Origin of the sequence: Pseudodesulfovibrio sp. S3 (genome assembly GCF_004025585.1) — a bacterium.
Taxonomy (GTDB): Bacteria; Desulfobacterota; Desulfovibrionia; order Desulfovibrionales; family Desulfovibrionaceae; genus Pseudodesulfovibrio.
Genome location: NZ_QTZO01000009.1, coordinates 1 through 14,538, shown reverse-complemented (window position 1 = coordinate 14,538; position 14,538 = coordinate 1). Strand labels below are relative to the sequence as shown.

General features: G+C 57.5%; 12 protein-coding genes. 7 read left to right on the top strand and 5 right to left on the bottom strand.

The genetic code is table 11. The features are described from left to right. Window positions 1–15: 15 nt before the first annotated feature. The 6 genes from DWB63_RS11040 (at window position 16) to DWB63_RS17310 (ending at window position 9,285) form a co-directional block, all read left to right on the top strand. Window positions 16–3,228, top strand: a complete 3,213-nt coding sequence (locus DWB63_RS11040) for an efflux RND transporter permease subunit (protein ID WP_128328897.1) — start codon at window positions 16–18, stop codon at window positions 3,226–3,228. A gap of 273 nt (window positions 3,229–3,501) precedes the next feature. Next, on the top strand, window positions 3,502–4,293 hold the full coding sequence (locus DWB63_RS11035; protein WP_128328896.1) for an HAD hydrolase family protein: 792 nt from the start codon (window positions 3,502–3,504) through the stop codon (window positions 4,291–4,293). Window positions 4,294–4,572: 279 nt separating this feature from the next. Then, window positions 4,573–5,997, top strand: a complete 1,425-nt coding sequence (locus DWB63_RS11030; RefSeq protein ID WP_128328895.1) for a DNA integrity scanning protein DisA nucleotide-binding domain protein — start codon at window positions 4,573–4,575, stop codon at window positions 5,995–5,997. A 54-nt stretch (window positions 5,998–6,051) separates the two neighbouring features. Continuing rightward, a complete protein-coding gene (locus tag DWB63_RS11025; protein WP_241648803.1) occupies window positions 6,052–6,267 on the top strand; it encodes a competence protein ComEC in 216 nt (71 codons plus the stop codon). 176 nt (window positions 6,268–6,443) lie between these two features. Then, window positions 6,444–9,029 (top strand): methyl-accepting chemotaxis protein, encoded by a 2,586-nt coding sequence (locus DWB63_RS11020; protein WP_128328893.1) that lies wholly within the window; start codon window positions 6,444–6,446, stop codon window positions 9,027–9,029. Window positions 9,030–9,120: 91 nt separating this feature from the next. Then, complete coding sequence (locus tag DWB63_RS17310; RefSeq protein ID WP_164879856.1) at window positions 9,121–9,285, top strand: hypothetical protein; 165 nt, start codon at window positions 9,121–9,123, stop codon at window positions 9,283–9,285. Here DWB63_RS17310 and DWB63_RS11015 read toward each other — a convergent pair. The 5 genes from DWB63_RS11015 to DWB63_RS10995 all read right to left on the bottom strand — a co-directional run bounded on the left by DWB63_RS11015 (window position 9,273) and on the right by DWB63_RS10995 (window position 13,712). Continuing rightward, the gene (locus DWB63_RS11015) at window positions 9,273–10,361 is read right to left on the bottom strand and encodes a hypothetical protein (RefSeq protein WP_128328892.1); all 1,089 of its coding nucleotides are present in this window, start codon (window positions 10,359–10,361) and stop codon (window positions 9,273–9,275) included. The two genes, DWB63_RS17310 and DWB63_RS11015, sit on opposite strands and share 13 nt — an antisense overlap. Before the next feature lie 74 nt (window positions 10,362–10,435). After that, window positions 10,436–11,485: a GGDEF domain-containing protein gene (locus DWB63_RS11010; protein ID WP_128328891.1), complete on the bottom strand. Its 1,050-nt coding sequence runs from the start codon at window positions 11,483–11,485 to the stop codon at window positions 10,436–10,438. Between the two features lie 605 nt (window positions 11,486–12,090). Next, window positions 12,091–12,363 carry a hypothetical protein gene (locus DWB63_RS11005; RefSeq protein ID WP_128328890.1) on the bottom strand — a complete coding sequence of 91 codons (273 nt, stop codon included), beginning with the start codon at window positions 12,361–12,363 and terminating at the stop codon, window positions 12,091–12,093. 85 nt (window positions 12,364–12,448) lie between these two features. Further along, window positions 12,449–12,877: a DUF2784 domain-containing protein gene (locus tag DWB63_RS11000; protein ID WP_128328889.1), complete on the bottom strand. Its 429-nt coding sequence runs from the start codon at window positions 12,875–12,877 to the stop codon at window positions 12,449–12,451. 4 nt (window positions 12,878–12,881) lie between these two features. Further along, a complete protein-coding gene (locus DWB63_RS10995; RefSeq protein ID WP_241648801.1) occupies window positions 12,882–13,712 on the bottom strand; it encodes an alpha/beta hydrolase in 831 nt (276 codons plus the stop codon). Between the two features lie 73 nt (window positions 13,713–13,785). Here DWB63_RS10995 and DWB63_RS10990 point away from each other — a divergent pair, with 73 nt between their 5' ends. After that, window positions 13,786–14,391: a molybdenum cofactor guanylyltransferase gene (locus DWB63_RS10990; protein WP_128328887.1), complete on the top strand. Its 606-nt coding sequence runs from the start codon at window positions 13,786–13,788 to the stop codon at window positions 14,389–14,391. The last annotated feature ends 147 nt before the right edge of the window (window positions 14,392–14,538 follow it).

Genomic DNA, 14,538 nt, shown 5'->3' with positions numbered 1-14,538 from the left:
TCATCGAGGCAAACCATGCTTAAGGATACACCGGTGCAAAGCCTTATAAGGCTGACTCTTGGACAAAAAGTTTTTGTCAACCTCCTGTTCGTCATGCTCATGGTCGTGGGCGTGTTCTGCCTCTACGACCTGCCTGTGGAACGCTACCCTGATGTGCGCATGGGCAAGGTCATCATCACCGGTTTCCTGCCGGGGGCCAGTCCTGACGAAGTGGAAACCCTGGTCACACGCAAGATCGAAGACGCCCTGGAAGATCTTGAGAACGTAGAATTTATTCGTTCGCGGTCCTTCCGCCAGCGTGCATCCATCATGGTCAAGTTCCTTGACGACACTGATTATGACAAACTGTATGACGAATTGCGTTTCAAGGTGTTGTCGGTTCAGAACGATCTGCCCGATGAGATGGACCCGCCGACATTTACCGTCATCCGGGTGTCGGAATGGTTGCCGGTCATATCGGTCAATTTGGTGGGAGACCGCTCAAACCGAGCCTTGAGCCTTATGGCCGAGGAACTGAAGCTGCCGCTCCAGCGCATTCCGGGCGTCAAGGAAGTGCAGGTCAACGGCGAATATGATCGGGAGTATCATGTTTCCCTGGATCCGGGGAAGATGGTCCGGCTCGGAGTGACGTTCGATGAGGTGGGCAAGGCTCTGGAAGGCGCTAACGTCTCTGTGCCTGCCGGTGATTTTATCAGTGACTCCGGTGAGTACGTCATTGTGGTGGACGAGAAATTTCGGTCCCGCGACGAAATCGCGGCCACGGTGATCCGCCGTGACCTGGACGGTTCCTTCGTGACCGTGGGTGACGTATTGAGCGCGGCGGGCATGGACTATCGGGACCCGTTCGTGGTGTCGTCGGTCAACGGCAAGGATTCCGTTTCGATCAAGGTGATAAAAACGCCTGACGGAAACGCTCTGGACATAGGTGCCGAGGTCGAAAAGGTGGTGGCCGGGTTCCATTCCGTGCTTGTAAAAGAGGGCGTTGAGGCGGTCATGACCCAGGACCAGCGCGTCAACATCCGTGAAAATATCAACACACTCGGCTCCAACCTGCTGGTAGGTATCGTCCTGGTCTGCGTTTGTATCTGGTGTGTCATGGGATTCCGCAATGCCATGCTGACCACGGTGGGGGTACCCTTTGCCTTTCTCGTGACCATGATCATCATGTGGATCACCAACAATTCCATAAACGAAATCACGCTCTTTTCCTTTGTCCTGGTCAGCGGCATTATCGTGGACGATGCCATCGTGGTGGTGGAAAACATCTACCGGCATGTGCAGGACGGCAAGCAGATCAAAGAGGCCGTGGTGGATGGGACAAGCGAGGTCTTTCTGCCGGTGATCGCGGCCACTTCGACCACGGTGGCGGCCTTTCTGCCGATGTTGATCATGACCGGTTCCACAGGTGAGTTCTTTGCCCAGGTGCCCAAAGCGGTTTCTTTTGCCATTGGCGCATCCATTTTCGAGTGCCTGTTCATTCTTCCCTCCCATTTCATGGATTGGCCGGGAGCGGCCAAGCTGACGGCTGACATCAAGGCCCATCACCAGGTCAAGGAGATTGCGGTCATGATCTGGCTCAAGAGGGTCACAGACTCAGCTCTCCAGTTTTCCCTGCGCCACAAATGGAAATCCATGGCCGTGGTGTTCGGTGCCTTTGTCATGGCCCTGGTTATGATGGGCGTGTCGGTTTCAGGGGTGATGCCGCTGTTGCGCATCAAGTTTTTTCCGGAGGAATACACCCAGTATTATGTTTCCATGGAAGGCCCGGTGAGCACTGATGTGTATACCGCTTCGAATAAGGCCAAGGAGGTATCAAGGACCCTTATGGAGTTGGGGCCTGGAACCACCAAGGCGTGTTCCGGGCTGGGTGGCATGGACATCAATGACGACTACGAGAACATGTTCAGTTCCAACCGGGCCATAGTCATCGTGGAGTTGCCCGATCGGGAGCATCACGATTTTGTTGATAATCCCGATAACGACCCGGTGCTGTTGCTTGAAACCATCCGCAGGAAGCTTGAACCCCTGGCCGCGGACGGGTGGAAGCTGCGCGTATGGCCTGAGAAGGGCGGCCCACCGGCAGGCAAGGACTTGAATATCCGGGTTCTCGGGCCGGATCAGGATTCCGTGGTTGCCCTCAAGGACGATATCGCCAACTGGATCAAGCGAAATGACAAAATTTCACCGTATCTCATCGATTTTTCAACAGACACTGGGTCTGATAACCGTATTTTCAGGTTCAGCCCGGTGCCGAGCCTCGTATCCGAATACGGATTGACTCCGGCCCAGGTGGTTGCCTTGGCGGGCGGCATTCTGGACGGACGGTTTGTCGGCAAGTTCCGTGCTGCGGACGAAGACATCGACCTGCGCATGAAAATCGGCAAACAGTTTTTACAGCAACCTGAAGACGCCTTGGATATTCCCATGCTTGAGCGCGATACCGGGCCTGTGCGCGTGGGGGATCTGGTGGAGGTAATGGCCTACCGCGAACCTGGGCAGCTCAACAGGTTTCAGGGCCAACGTGCCATTGCCCTGACCGCCAACATCCGGGAAGGCTCACCGGTCAGCGCCACCAGCGTGGTGCACGATGTTCGGGTTTATTACGAGTCCATCCTGGACAAATATCCCGGTGCGACCATCAGCTTCGCCGGTGAGTTCGAGTCCACCGGCCGGTCGTTCACTTCGCTCATGTATGCGTTTTGTATCGCGATACTGATCATGTACACCATCCTGGCCTGTCAGTTCCAATCCTATGTTCAGCCGGTAATCATCCTTTCGGCTGTGGCGTTTGCCCTGATCGGCGTGGTTTTCGGCACGTTCCTGACCCGCTCCCTTTTTACGGTGAACAGCTTCATCGCCACCGTGGGAGTCGCCGGAGTCGTGGTCAACGACTCGCTGGTCCTGCTTGATTTCATCAACCGGTTGTATGCGGCGGGATACACGCGACTGGAAGCCATCCGCGAAGGGGTTCGTATCCGTTTGCGGCCTATTCTCATGACCACATTGACCACCACCCTGGGCTTGCTGCCCATGGCTCTGGGTATCCCCTTCTATTCAATGGTATGGGGCACCATGGCCACCACCTTCGTGACCGGACTGTGCGTCGCCACCACCCTGACGCTGATCATCATGCCCGTCGAATGGGATCTGCTCATGCGCAGGAAGGAGCGGAAGGAGAAAAAGCGGGCGGAGAAACTCAAAATGGCCGAAAGGGACGGCGGATTGTAGTCAGTCAGGCATTTAGAGAAAGTCTAGCAAATGTCTAGACAAAGCAGGTCTCGCTGTAATCTCAGGAATAACTATTGCCATTTGGACTCTTTTGTCCGTTTTTAAGAGATGGCAATCCGGTTTGTGGCCCTCGCCCCATCCGGCCGCAGGAAATGCTTTCAGGGGGCGTTTACGGGCGCGGAGCAGCCACTCCCGGCATTCTCGGCCAGACTCTTGCGCCATTTTACGGGTCAGGGTAATCTGCGCAGCAAATCGTGAACCCAAGGAGTCGAGATGGCCGCTTTTCCGCCTGTTACCCTGTTGGTCCGAAACATTGAAAAATCCGCTGCCTTCTACAAACAGGCATTGGGTTTCGACCTTGCCTGGAACGCTTTGCTTATTGGACCTTTCGGGCAATCCCTGCGGCTGGTGGAGGTCAAGGACACCACTGCCGGAGGGTGCGTCATCGTGACCCTTGAGGTGACTGACGTGGACAAGGCGGTGAACGCCATTCTGGACAACGGCGGAGGCCGTGCGCAGAAGCTCATGGGGGACGCACCGCTCTATCTCGGTTTGGACGGGGAAATGATCGCCCTGGTCGGGCGTGGTCTGCCCGGTGCGCACCGGGTCAAACTCGTGGTCTACGACTTTGACGGGGTCATGACCGACAACCGGGTGATCGTGGACCAGGACGGGAGCGAGTCGGTGCGGGCCAATCGCAGCGACGGCCTGGGCGTGGGCATGATCCGCAGGCTTGGCCTGGAGCAGGTTGTCCTGAGTACGGAGGTGAACCCCGTGGTCAAGGCCAGGGCCGACAAGATCGGTCTGGAAGCGATCCACGGCATCCGGGACAAGGGGTCCGCACTCCTCGAACTGGCCGACAAGCGCGGAATCTCCGTGGCCGACATCCTGTTCGTCGGCAATGACGTCAACGACGCCGACGCCATGGGGCTGGCAGGCTTCAAGGTCGCTCCGGCCGACGGGCATCCATCCATCCTGGCGCAGGCCGACTACGTCACCCAGGCCTGCGGCGGCTGCGGCGTTGTCCGCGAACTGGCCGACGTCCTCAAGGCAGCCAGGAAGTAAGAAACCTCCGGCAGCAGGACGCTGTCCTGGACTCTCCCAATCTTTTTGGCGCCGCTCCGTGGGGTTTGTGCCGAGAGAGGCCAAGGCTTGTTTTGAGTCAGGTGTTTTCTTTATGCACTCGTGTTCCCTTGTCGGAGACACTCGAAAAGTTTGGGAAAATGAGGTGATGAGGGTCCGGGGGAGGTTCTCCCCTCAACACATACTCTTCTGGACATTGTTGAGACTTTTGGCCTAGGTTCTGCCAAGATAGGGTGAATATATTGACTCGGGGAGCCGGAAATGTCTGAAGCCGCGTTCGAAAACATCTGCATGTTCCATATTCTGGACGGTCTCTGCGAAGGGTTGTCCCATTTTTCGCAACAGAGTCGGGCAGCGATCATATATGCCCGTGCACCGGGTTCTCCCCCACGCATCTGCGACCCTCAGGGACTGTTGGAAGGACATGAACCAAAGCTTCGGGATTATTATCTCTATTCAAGCAAATGGCGTGATTCTGGTGAATGCGGCAATGGGCTGGAGGTCATCAGTCAGGACGAGGCCGGACTGGACCTGTCCGGTATCATCACACTGGGCGCCAGATCCCAGTCCATGGGATACCAGATGTGGTTCACCGAGGAGCACCCGGACATGTGCTCCACCGGCCCTACCAGGAGCTGGTTGGAGTATGCTGCGGAACTTGTCTCCCAGAGTTTTCAGACCTGCAACATCATGGGATTGGACACGGCCGGGTTCATGCTCCAGCATTGCGCCCCTCATGCCATCAGGGATTTCATCGTGGATGAGCGGTCGAGGATGGGCTGGCTTGATACCAAAATACGTGTGTATCCCTTTCTGGACGCCCTTATCGGTGTGTCCGGCACCAAGGAAGAGGGCGCATGGCCGCGCGGCCGCATGGTGGTGGTGGAACCAAGCCAATTGGATCAAGTCCGGTTCGTCTGTCGTTTTCCCGAGAATGAGCAGCCAAGAGTGAAGGATATCAAGCATGTCCGCAAATTGTTGCAGGCCGTGGAGGATTCCGGGCGCGTGCTGGTGGCCGATGGTTCGTCGGTGCTTGGCATAGCCATCGGTCCCATGCCCGGGGCCTATCTGGCAGCGCAGTTTTCCGGTACCCACGGGTTTTTGTGGATACAGGAACGCCTGGTGTGCAGTTTCTCCGACGGGCGGTTCCATTCCTCCAACCTCAAGGCCAATCTGGTCCAGCTGGAGGAACAGCTCCTGGAAACGGATATGGACATGGAAAGCCAGACGTCCCTTTTCAAGATGGTTTCGCTCATGGTCAACCGGGTCCGTGACAGAAAACACGGCTGCACGTTGGTGGTGGACATGTCCGATGAGCGCCTTACCATGTCCGGCCAGCATTTTGTGGAGCCGCTGGACCTCAAGGACAGCAGTCAGCTCAAATTGGCCTGTTCCCTGGCCAAGCTGGACGGTGCCCTGCATCTCGGGCGTGACCTGAAGCTGCACGGCTTCGCCTGCCTCATGGACGGCCGGAGCGTGCCCGGTGAAAACAGGGCCAGGGGCGCACGGTTCAATTCGGCCCTGCGCTTTACAGCCGAGCATGATCACATCGTGGTTGTGGTCGTGTCTGCGGACCGGCCCGTGTCCATCATCAAGAACGGCGTGGAACTGACCGCCCAGTGCAACTTCCAGCAGATTTGCGGGTTGCAGCGCCCGCAGCTCCTGGCCGAATGGGTCATGCGCTAGCCCTTGCGGGGCACACCCGGCCTTGAGGCGACGTCTACCATGCACAAAGATTGTATGTCTGACCCCCTTTTTTGGGTTCTTGTTTTCCCTGCCCTGGCCGTTTCCGGCCTGCTCATCCAAATGATTCTGTCACTCTTCAGCTGTTGCGCCACCTTCAAGCTCAGGGGGCGGACCATCCCGCTCAAATGGTGGATGATTCCTGCCGCCGGGGCGCTTTGCGGTTTGTTGTGGTTTCTTGCGGTGCTCTATGTCCTTCTCCCTGCCTCATGACAAACAACCACAAATAATTGTTGCGATTATTGGTGTAACACAAAATTCCGGAAACCTTCACCGGAATGGTGCATACCTGTAACAAATCGGGTCGTTTAAATACGTTCCCGGCGTAGGTTCTTCTCCTGTAGTGATCGCAAGCCGTCGGCATTGCGCCGACGAGGGAGGGGGAACCGATGAAACTCAGCGTCAAAATGCTTTTGTTCTGTCTGCTGATAGGCGTTTTGCCTTTGGCGGGCATGGCCGGTTACAGTCTGCATATCGCATCAGGGAGTCTGAAGGGCCAGGCCTTCAGCAAGCTGGCCTCCCTCCGGGAGGCCAAATCTCATGAACTCGAGAGCCTGATCCGAATCTGGAACAAGGACATCACCATGTATTCCGAGGCGCGGTATGTATACAGCGCCCTGGTCCGGCTGCGGGACATCGTTTTCTATGCGGCCAAGCCGGGCCGGAAAATGGATGTGGCCGACGAGGATTTTGCCAATGCCATGAAACAGGTGACCGGGGAGTTTACCCCGTGGCTCAAGTTGCGGGGATATGCCGACGCCTTGATCCTCGATGATACCGGCCGCGTCGTGTTTTCCGCTGCCCGGGGTCGGGAGCTGGGTGAGGATATCACCGACGGCCCGCTCTCCAAGAGCAAACTGGTCAGGGCCTGGGAGCGGGCGCTCGCGGGGGAAACCGTGTTCATTGACTTCCATCCCTATCAGCCCATGAAAGGCCTGCCCTGCGCCTTTGTCGCCGCGCCCATCCGGCGCCACGGCCTGGAGATAGAGGGGGTGGCCGTCCTGCGCATACCCATCGAGTCCGTGAACATGGTCATGCGCACTCGGGCGGGCATGGGAAAAACTGGAGAAGCATACCTCATAGGGGGAGACGGGCTGATGCGGTCCGATCTTTTTTCTGATCCCAAAGGCCATAGTGTGGTTGCCTCTTTTGCCGATCCGCGCCGAGGCGTCATGCGATCCGAATCCGACCTTCGTGCGCTCAAAGGCGATGACGGAAACACCAAATGCATCGACTATCGCGGTCAAGAAGTGCTGTCTGCCTATGCCCCGATTCCGGTGGGCGACACCACCTGGGGGCTGGTGGCCAAGATCGACGCCTCCGAGGCCCTTGCCCCTGTGCGACGGCTTGAAAACGCCGCCATGGTGGTTGGCGGCAGTTCTGCGGCCGGTATCGCGCTGCTGACGCTGTTGTTTCTCTGGTTTGTCCTGCTCAAGCCGTTGGCCGGGTTGCGGGCATACGCCGGGAAAGTGGCTGAAGGTGATCTCGAGGCCAGGCCAGAAGGGGTGTTCAAGGCGGAGTTGCAGCAGGTCTCAGTGGCTATCGAACAGATGGTTCATAACCTGGGCGAGAAGATGCAGGAGGCAGAAGCTGCCTCATCTCTTGCTCAGGCCCGTGCCGTGGAAGCTGAAGCAGCCTTTGTCAGGGCCGACAACGAACGTCGGGCACGCAACGACGCGGCCAAGGCCCAGCGCGAAGGGATGCTCCAGGCCGCCGGGATGCTTGAATCCGTAGTCATGGGGATGAAAGAGGCATCGGCCACGGTCAATGCGGAGTCCGACCTGATCATGCAGGGGGCCAACAGCCTGAGCAGTCGCGTGGAAAGTACGGCTGCGTCCATGGAGGAGTTGGCCGGGTCCATCCGCGAGGTGGCCGGAAATGCCGAAAGGGCTTCCATGGAAGCGGGAGCGGCCCGGCAGCGAGCTGATGAGGGTTCAGATGTGGTTCGCAAAACCGTTAGGTCCATCGGCGATGTTCATGTCATTGCCGAGGCGCTCAGGCGGCAGGTGTCCAACCTGGGAACCAAGGCGGATTCCATCGGAAAAGTCATGAACGTCATATCTGACATAGCGGATCAGACCAATCTTTTGGCCCTGAATGCCGCCATCGAGGCGGCCCGGGCGGGCGAGGCGGGCCGAGGGTTTGCCGTGGTGGCCGACGAGGTTCGCAAACTGGCCGTGAAGACCATGGACGCCACGCGGGAGGTGGGCAATTCCATCGCCGCCATCCAGTCCGATGTCCGCGAGAATATCAAGGCCATGGACCAGGCCGCGGAAAAAGTGGACACGGCCAACAATCTGGCCGGAGAGTCCGGCACGGCTTTGAGCGAGATCATGGGATTCTTCGACACCACCCTGGGGCAGGTCCAGGCCATTGCCTCGGCCAGCACCCAGCAATCACAGGTTGGGGAGGAAATCAATCTGGCCGTGAGCGAGATGGATGTGGTTTCCTCCAGGACGGTCGAGGCCGTGGCCGAAACCAGTGGGGCCATCAACGCGCTGACCGGGCAGATCAACACCCTTTCCAAGCTTCACGGATTGTTCATGTTGCTCGGCGAGGGCACGGTGCAGAGAAAGGTTGAAGCCCTTGCCAAGGTCCCGGATTTGGCCGTTCGGAACCCGGAAAAGCAGTTCCGTGTGCTGGAGCGGGTTGTGCAGGAGAATCCGAGTCTGGAAATCGCCAGGATAACGGATGACAGGGGCGTTCAGGTGACACGGTCCGCCATGGCTCATCATGCGCCAAAAGGCACGGCTCGGAGCGGGCCGGGATTTGACTGGTCCGAGCACGAATGGTTCCGGGAGCCCAGGCGCACAGGCGAGAGTTTCATTTCAAACATTCATTATTCCGAATCCATAGACGATTACTGCCTGACCGTGTCCACGCCCATAAAGGATCGGGAGGGGAAGCTTCTGGCGGTTCTGGCCGTGGATGTGCGTCACGGCGAAACGGGTGAGAGGATGAGAAAGGCCGCCTGATGCAGCCTCGTTGTCGATGTATTGCCATGGTCCGGTCATGATCGTTTCATCGTGATCGGATAATTGAAGAGGCAACTAGGAGGGTACGCAGATGATCTGGTTTTCGCACAAGAAATACACGGCTGAATACTATGCGGTTCGGTTGGCTGAAATGTGCCGGCATGCGCGATTTTCCACCCGGTGCATGACCGCCGTGGCTGGCGCTTCGGTCCTGGCGATGACCGTGGCGAACATGGGGTTCATCTACGCCCTGTAGCGGCGTATCCCGTAAAGCAGCGCGACAAGGGCCGCCAGGCCGAAGACCCAGGCCAGGCCTGAGACCGGCAGAGCGGATTCGTCAACAACGTGCCGGACGGGCTGGTTCGTGATCTCGGCTCCCGGTGGCGCCTTCAGGCCGAATCGCGTCAAGGCCGTGCCGTCGAAGCGCAGTTCGGGACGTGTCGGTTCAGGCAGCATCTCCTGCACGGCTTCGCCCTGGCCGATGCGCGTCACCAGCCGGGCCGCATCGCGGCCTATGGTCCGGCCGGAGATCATCCATCCTCCCAGAACCCCGGAATCGGGCCAAGCGTCGCGGACGACAAAGATGGGGGATGTGCCGTGGCTTCGGAAAAGCCCGGAGAGTTCCTCATCGGACACGGGGTTTCCCTCTCGGTCTTCGGCAAACCCCAGGAACAAGACAGCGCCTGAGGAGGGTACGCTGGAAAGGGTTTCCGCGAGCGTCTTCACGTCAAGTCCGTTGTCATCACCCGGCTCGAATCCGGGAAACATGATTTGTGCCCTGTCCGTGTACTGCTGCATGGCCAGCCGGACGTCTTCCATGAGGGGGGTGGCGCTGTGAGATGCGTCGGCTATGGCTACAACGAGATTGATTCCCGGACACATGGAGAATATGAGGTCAACCGATCCCTTGAGGTCGAACTCCATGGGAATGCCGGTACAGTTGCCGCTCTGTGTCAGGACGCGCGTGTCGGGCCTGCCCATGGAACAGAAAATCACGGCGGCGCCGGGAAAAAGGTCATCGCCATATTTGCGGGCAAAGGCAAAGGCCGTTTCCCCATTGGCGACTACGGCCAGGGGGGTAACTCCGGCCAGCTCCTGGGACAGCCGCTCGAACACGTCGTCAAAAGCATCCTCGTCCATGCTCCGGGCCTGCAGAAAGATCTGGCGGACGTCTGCACTGTCGTTAAGTTCGGCGGTCAAACCGGTGGCAACATCCTGTGTCCAGGCAGAGGGATTCGATTCGGAATGGAGCAGAAGGACGAGATCCCGTGCTGCAGCCGGAACAGGGAAAAGGCTTAAGGAGCCGAGTATTATCAGCAATCGTAACCACATAACATACTCGTTTCAAAGGTTATACTTGATCGTCAGTGTTCGATAGCTGTCGACCCATAGGGCGGAAATCGCAGTTATTCCGGGGCAGAACAGACCCTGTTGCGACCGGTGTTTTTGGCCCGGTAGAGTGCGGCGTCCGCAGTGCCCACCAGATCTCCGAGAGTCGCTCCTTCTGTCCATTCCGACACGCCGATGGAAACCGTGAAATTGAGGGAGGTGTCTGCCAGTTGTCCATTGGTGCGGACACGGAAGTCATATTGCTCCACATCGGCTCTCAACGCCTCGGCCTTGATGGTGGCCCAAGCGAGGTCCATGCCTTTCATGACGATGACCAGCTCCTCACCGCCGTAGCGGGCTGCAAATCCTTCATACTGGATGGCGTGCGCGTTGATGATCCGGGCCAGGGCGCGGAGCACGTCGTCGCCGGCCTGGTGTCCGTACGTGTCGTTTACCTTCTTGAAGTGATCCACATCGATCATCATCATGGCCAGGGGCGCGGGGGTCTCTGCTTGCTCTTCCTCGACGCTCTTGAGGTAGGCCTCGAGGGAACGCCTGTTGTGCAGGTCCGTGAGCAGGGGGTCAAAGTCGGCAGTCAGTCTGAAGTGTTCAGCCTTGGCGTTGAGCACTCGGGCTTCCTCGCGGAATTCCTCGATGATTTCCTGGAACATCCCTCGGACTTTATCAACGATGTGGGATTTCTTTGTGCCGTCTTTGATCACCTCGACAGTTTCTTTCTGAAAGGTGGTCAGCCTGTAGTCCTGGCGTTCGTTGGCCCCGTGCATGGTGCTGATCATCTCGTCCATCTCGTTGAGGAGCAGGGCTGCGGTCCGTTTCTCCTGAGTCAGGGCCTCTTCCATTTCAAGGGCACCGATGTTTTGCATGATGTACATGTCGAGCATGGCTATAATGGCGTCCAGGTGTTCTTCAGAAAAATCCTTGGTGACGAGCTGGTCGCATATTTCTCGTTGAATTTCCGATTTTTTTTCATCGGAATAGATAGAAAGGCGGGCGAGCAGATTGCGCACGAAAAGGACAATGGCCATCCAGTCCGAATCATTGGCAACTCCCGCCTCCTGAAGCCGTTTGGCAAAAATATCGATTTCTTTGCAGGAATTGGTTTTCATTGCGGGTGATCACTTTAGCTGAAATTTGGATTCACTGAATGTTGCGGTCTACCTCTGTCAGAGGCCGATTAACATCCATTAACCGCACTGTTCAAGAAGAAAGGGGATAAAAAAGGAGAGAGATAAAAAAAAGTGCGCCTTGCCGGATTCTCCGGCTTGGTACCAGGGCCAGACATTTCAAAATATACACTTTATGACGGCCTGGTGCGTTTATAATTGGCGCACGGCGCTCTTTGTATGAGCGGGGCGACTCGATTCGCCAGATGTGTTTAAGAAGAAATCGGTATCTATTTCCTCGCACCCTCCGTCAGAGATTTATTCCATTCCCCGCAAGCGGGGAGCCTCAACCCTTGATTAATATATACGCCTCTCCAATTGTTGAAGCAAGGGGTTGGCAGCTGAAAAGCGGTCGATTCAGTGCAACCTTCGGTCAGGGTTGAAGATAAAAATGAAAAAAGTGTGTGGGGTGTGCCGGGTCACCGGGCGGAGACAGGGAAAACAGAGAAGATGCAATTATGACAACATATTACCAGTAGGTATAAAAGGCAAGCACAAAGCCGGAAATGCCGAAACAAGCATGTCCGACCGCCAAGCTTGATGAAAGCTTAAAGCTTTTGACCGTCTTCAAATGGGTCGCTGATCAGGTCCATGACCCTGGTGAGATCAAGCCTGTGGGTATTTGCCCCCTGGGCGGCGAGGTCCTGCCCCAGGCTTTTGAGGCTGTCCTCGGCTTCATGGGTTTCCTCGCGGCCGAAATTCTTCGCGACCACGGAAAGGGCGTCATCGAGTCCTTCTGCGGCGCGGGCCTTGAGTTCCTGTATGCGGGCGCGGGCGGTGTCGGTGCTGTGTTGTATCTGAATCTGTTCAATAGCGGGCATTTTGTTCCTCCTTGCAGGGTGCAGAGAGTAGAGCAAGACCCGTGCGCGATTATGAATTTCCTTGTAATCCGCAATATTAAGATTTCTAAAGGAGCTTGCCCGGCAGCATTTTCCGCTTGTACCTGACCGGCACCAGGAAGAGCGTCAGGAGAATCAGGCCGAAAAACAGGGCGTACGCCACAGCGAATTGGGTCTGGCTGAAATCCTGAAACAGAATTCTGGACGCCCAGTGGCCTACAAAGGATTGGCTTTGGCCCGGTCCGGCCTGTCCCCCGGTCCGTCTGAGCATCCCTTCCCATACGGTCAGTGGACAGAGTTTCCCTGCCATGGTTTCCAGGAGCACGAATCCCATGAGTCCAACGTGGGACCAGCGAAACCAGGGGTTGTGCACGAATGCCAGGCCTGCCAGCCTTCCGATCCAAATGACCGGCAGGCTCAAGGCGTTGAAGGCGGCTATGGTGAAGTGGAGGACCAGGATTATGTCGGCCCAGAACAGCACCTGTGCGTCGGTCATCGGTCTATTCTCCCAACCCGTCCAGAAACCGGTTCAGCCCGTCCGAATATCTTCGTCCGGTCAGGAGAAAGCCGCTGTTGTGATCGCCCTGAAGCTCCAGAAAGGTCTTTGGCCCCAGGTAGTTGTCATGGAGCCTGCGGCCCAGGGCATAAGGCACCACGTCATCGTCCGGGCTGTGCAGGAACAGGGCGGGCAGAGGGAGTCCTGCCAGTTCGGTGGCACTGTCATACTGGTACCGAGACAGCAGCCGTACCGGCAGCCAGGGGTAGATGTACGCGCCCATGTCCGGCACCGAGGTGAAGGTGGACTCCAGGATCAGTCCTGCCGGGGGCGTGTCAGTTTCTGCAAGTTCGCGGGCCAGTCTCGCGGTGACGGCTCCGCCCAGGCTGCGCCCGAACAGGACGATGGTGCGCGGATCGGTCCCCTGTTCTCGGACAAGCCAGTCCCAGGCGGCCCGGGCATCGGCACGGGTGGCCTCCTCGCCGGGTTCGCCCTGGCTCTGTCCATAACCGGAGTAGTCGTATATCAGCACCGACAACCCAAGATCGTGAAAAATGCGCAACGATTCCAGTCGGTGGGAAAGGTTGCCACCGTTGCCGTGGGAAAAGAGCAGGGTGAAGCGCGGCGCATCTGCCGGCAGCCACCAGCCGTGAATCCATGTCCCGAGCCGGTTGGTCAGCCGGATATCCTCATACGCCAGCCCGATCTGTTTCGGAGTGGCCGTCAGTTCAGCCCTTGGCATATAGAGTAGTTTTCGTTGGGAAAAAAACACCCAGACCGCCACCGCCGCATAGCATAGGGCGAACAGCCCCAATATCTTCACTGCAGTCCACATGGGGGAAACATACACGCATGAATGGCTTTTGTAGACCCTTTCCATTTGTCCGGCCTTGAATTACCGTGCGGGCATGAATATCGCAGGCATAATTCTCGCCGGAGGACTCGGCACCCGCATGGGGCACGTCAAAAAGGCGTTTATGGAAATCAGCGGCAAAACCATCCTGGATAGGCTGTTGGCGGTTTATCGTCCGCTTTTTCCTGAAATCCTTATCTCGGCCCGCGACAGAAAAGACTACATTATGTATGACTTTCCCGTTGTCGAGGACCGGTTTGAAGCACGCAGCTCCCTGACCGGCATCCACGCAGGACTGCATGCCATGACTGCCTCCCACGGGTTCATGGCCGCTTGTGACGGTCCGTTTCTGCAAGCCGGGTTGGTGCAACGCCTCCTGGCAGAGGTGTCCCCTGATGTCGACGTGGTCGTCCCCATCAAGGAGGACGGCTACTGCGAACCGCTGTGCGCGGTCTATTCCAAGCGCTGCCTGCCTTTCATCGAAGCGCAACTCAAGCGCGGCGATTTCAGAATCATCGAATTCTTCGACCGGGTGAAGGTCAAGGAAGTGCCGGTCGCCCTGCTCAGGCAAGGCGACCCCCATCAGGTTTCCTTCTTCAACGTCAATTCCCCCGAAGACCTCAAACAAGCTGAACTGCTGGCCGCTGAACTCGGCCTGTAGGAAGCGGCTTTCCAGAGGAAGAGAGCCGTTGTTTGGGGGCCTGGCGGTCCCCAAAGGCACTCCTAGTTGGAAGGGCTCTTCAGAACATCCCTTCCCGCGAAGCGGCACCAGAAAGTTTGGGAAAAGGAGGGGATGGGGGTCCGGGGG

Bases quoted from the DNA above. Each gene is read 5' to 3' on its own strand.
- DWB63_RS11015 (WP_128328892.1), bottom strand. From the start codon at position 10,361: ATGTGGTTACGATTGCTGATAATACTCGGCTCCTTAAGCCTTTTCCCT.
- DWB63_RS11010 (WP_128328891.1), bottom strand. From the start codon at position 11,485: ATGAAAACCAATTCCTGCAAAGAAATCGATATTTTTGCCAAACGGCTT.
- DWB63_RS11005 (WP_128328890.1), bottom strand. From the start codon at position 12,363: ATGCCCGCTATTGAACAGATTCAGATACAACACAGCACCGACACCGCC.
- DWB63_RS10990 (WP_128328887.1), top strand. From the start codon at position 13,786: ATGAATATCGCAGGCATAATTCTCGCCGGAGGACTCGGCACCCGCATG.
- DWB63_RS10995 (WP_241648801.1), bottom strand. From the start codon at position 13,712: ATGTGGACTGCAGTGAAGATATTGGGGCTGTTCGCCCTATGCTATGCG.
- DWB63_RS11030 (WP_128328895.1), top strand. From the start codon at position 4,573: ATGTCTGAAGCCGCGTTCGAAAACATCTGCATGTTCCATATTCTGGAC.
- DWB63_RS11000 (WP_128328889.1), bottom strand. From the start codon at position 12,877: ATGACCGACGCACAGGTGCTGTTCTGGGCCGACATAATCCTGGTCCTC.
- DWB63_RS11040 (WP_128328897.1), top strand. From the start codon at position 16: ATGCTTAAGGATACACCGGTGCAAAGCCTTATAAGGCTGACTCTTGGA.
- DWB63_RS17310 (WP_164879856.1), top strand. From the start codon at position 9,121: ATGATCTGGTTTTCGCACAAGAAATACACGGCTGAATACTATGCGGTT.
- DWB63_RS11020 (WP_128328893.1), top strand. From the start codon at position 6,444: ATGAAACTCAGCGTCAAAATGCTTTTGTTCTGTCTGCTGATAGGCGTT.
- DWB63_RS11025 (WP_241648803.1), top strand. From the start codon at position 6,052: ATGTCTGACCCCCTTTTTTGGGTTCTTGTTTTCCCTGCCCTGGCCGTT.
- DWB63_RS11035 (WP_128328896.1), top strand. From the start codon at position 3,502: ATGGCCGCTTTTCCGCCTGTTACCCTGTTGGTCCGAAACATTGAAAAA.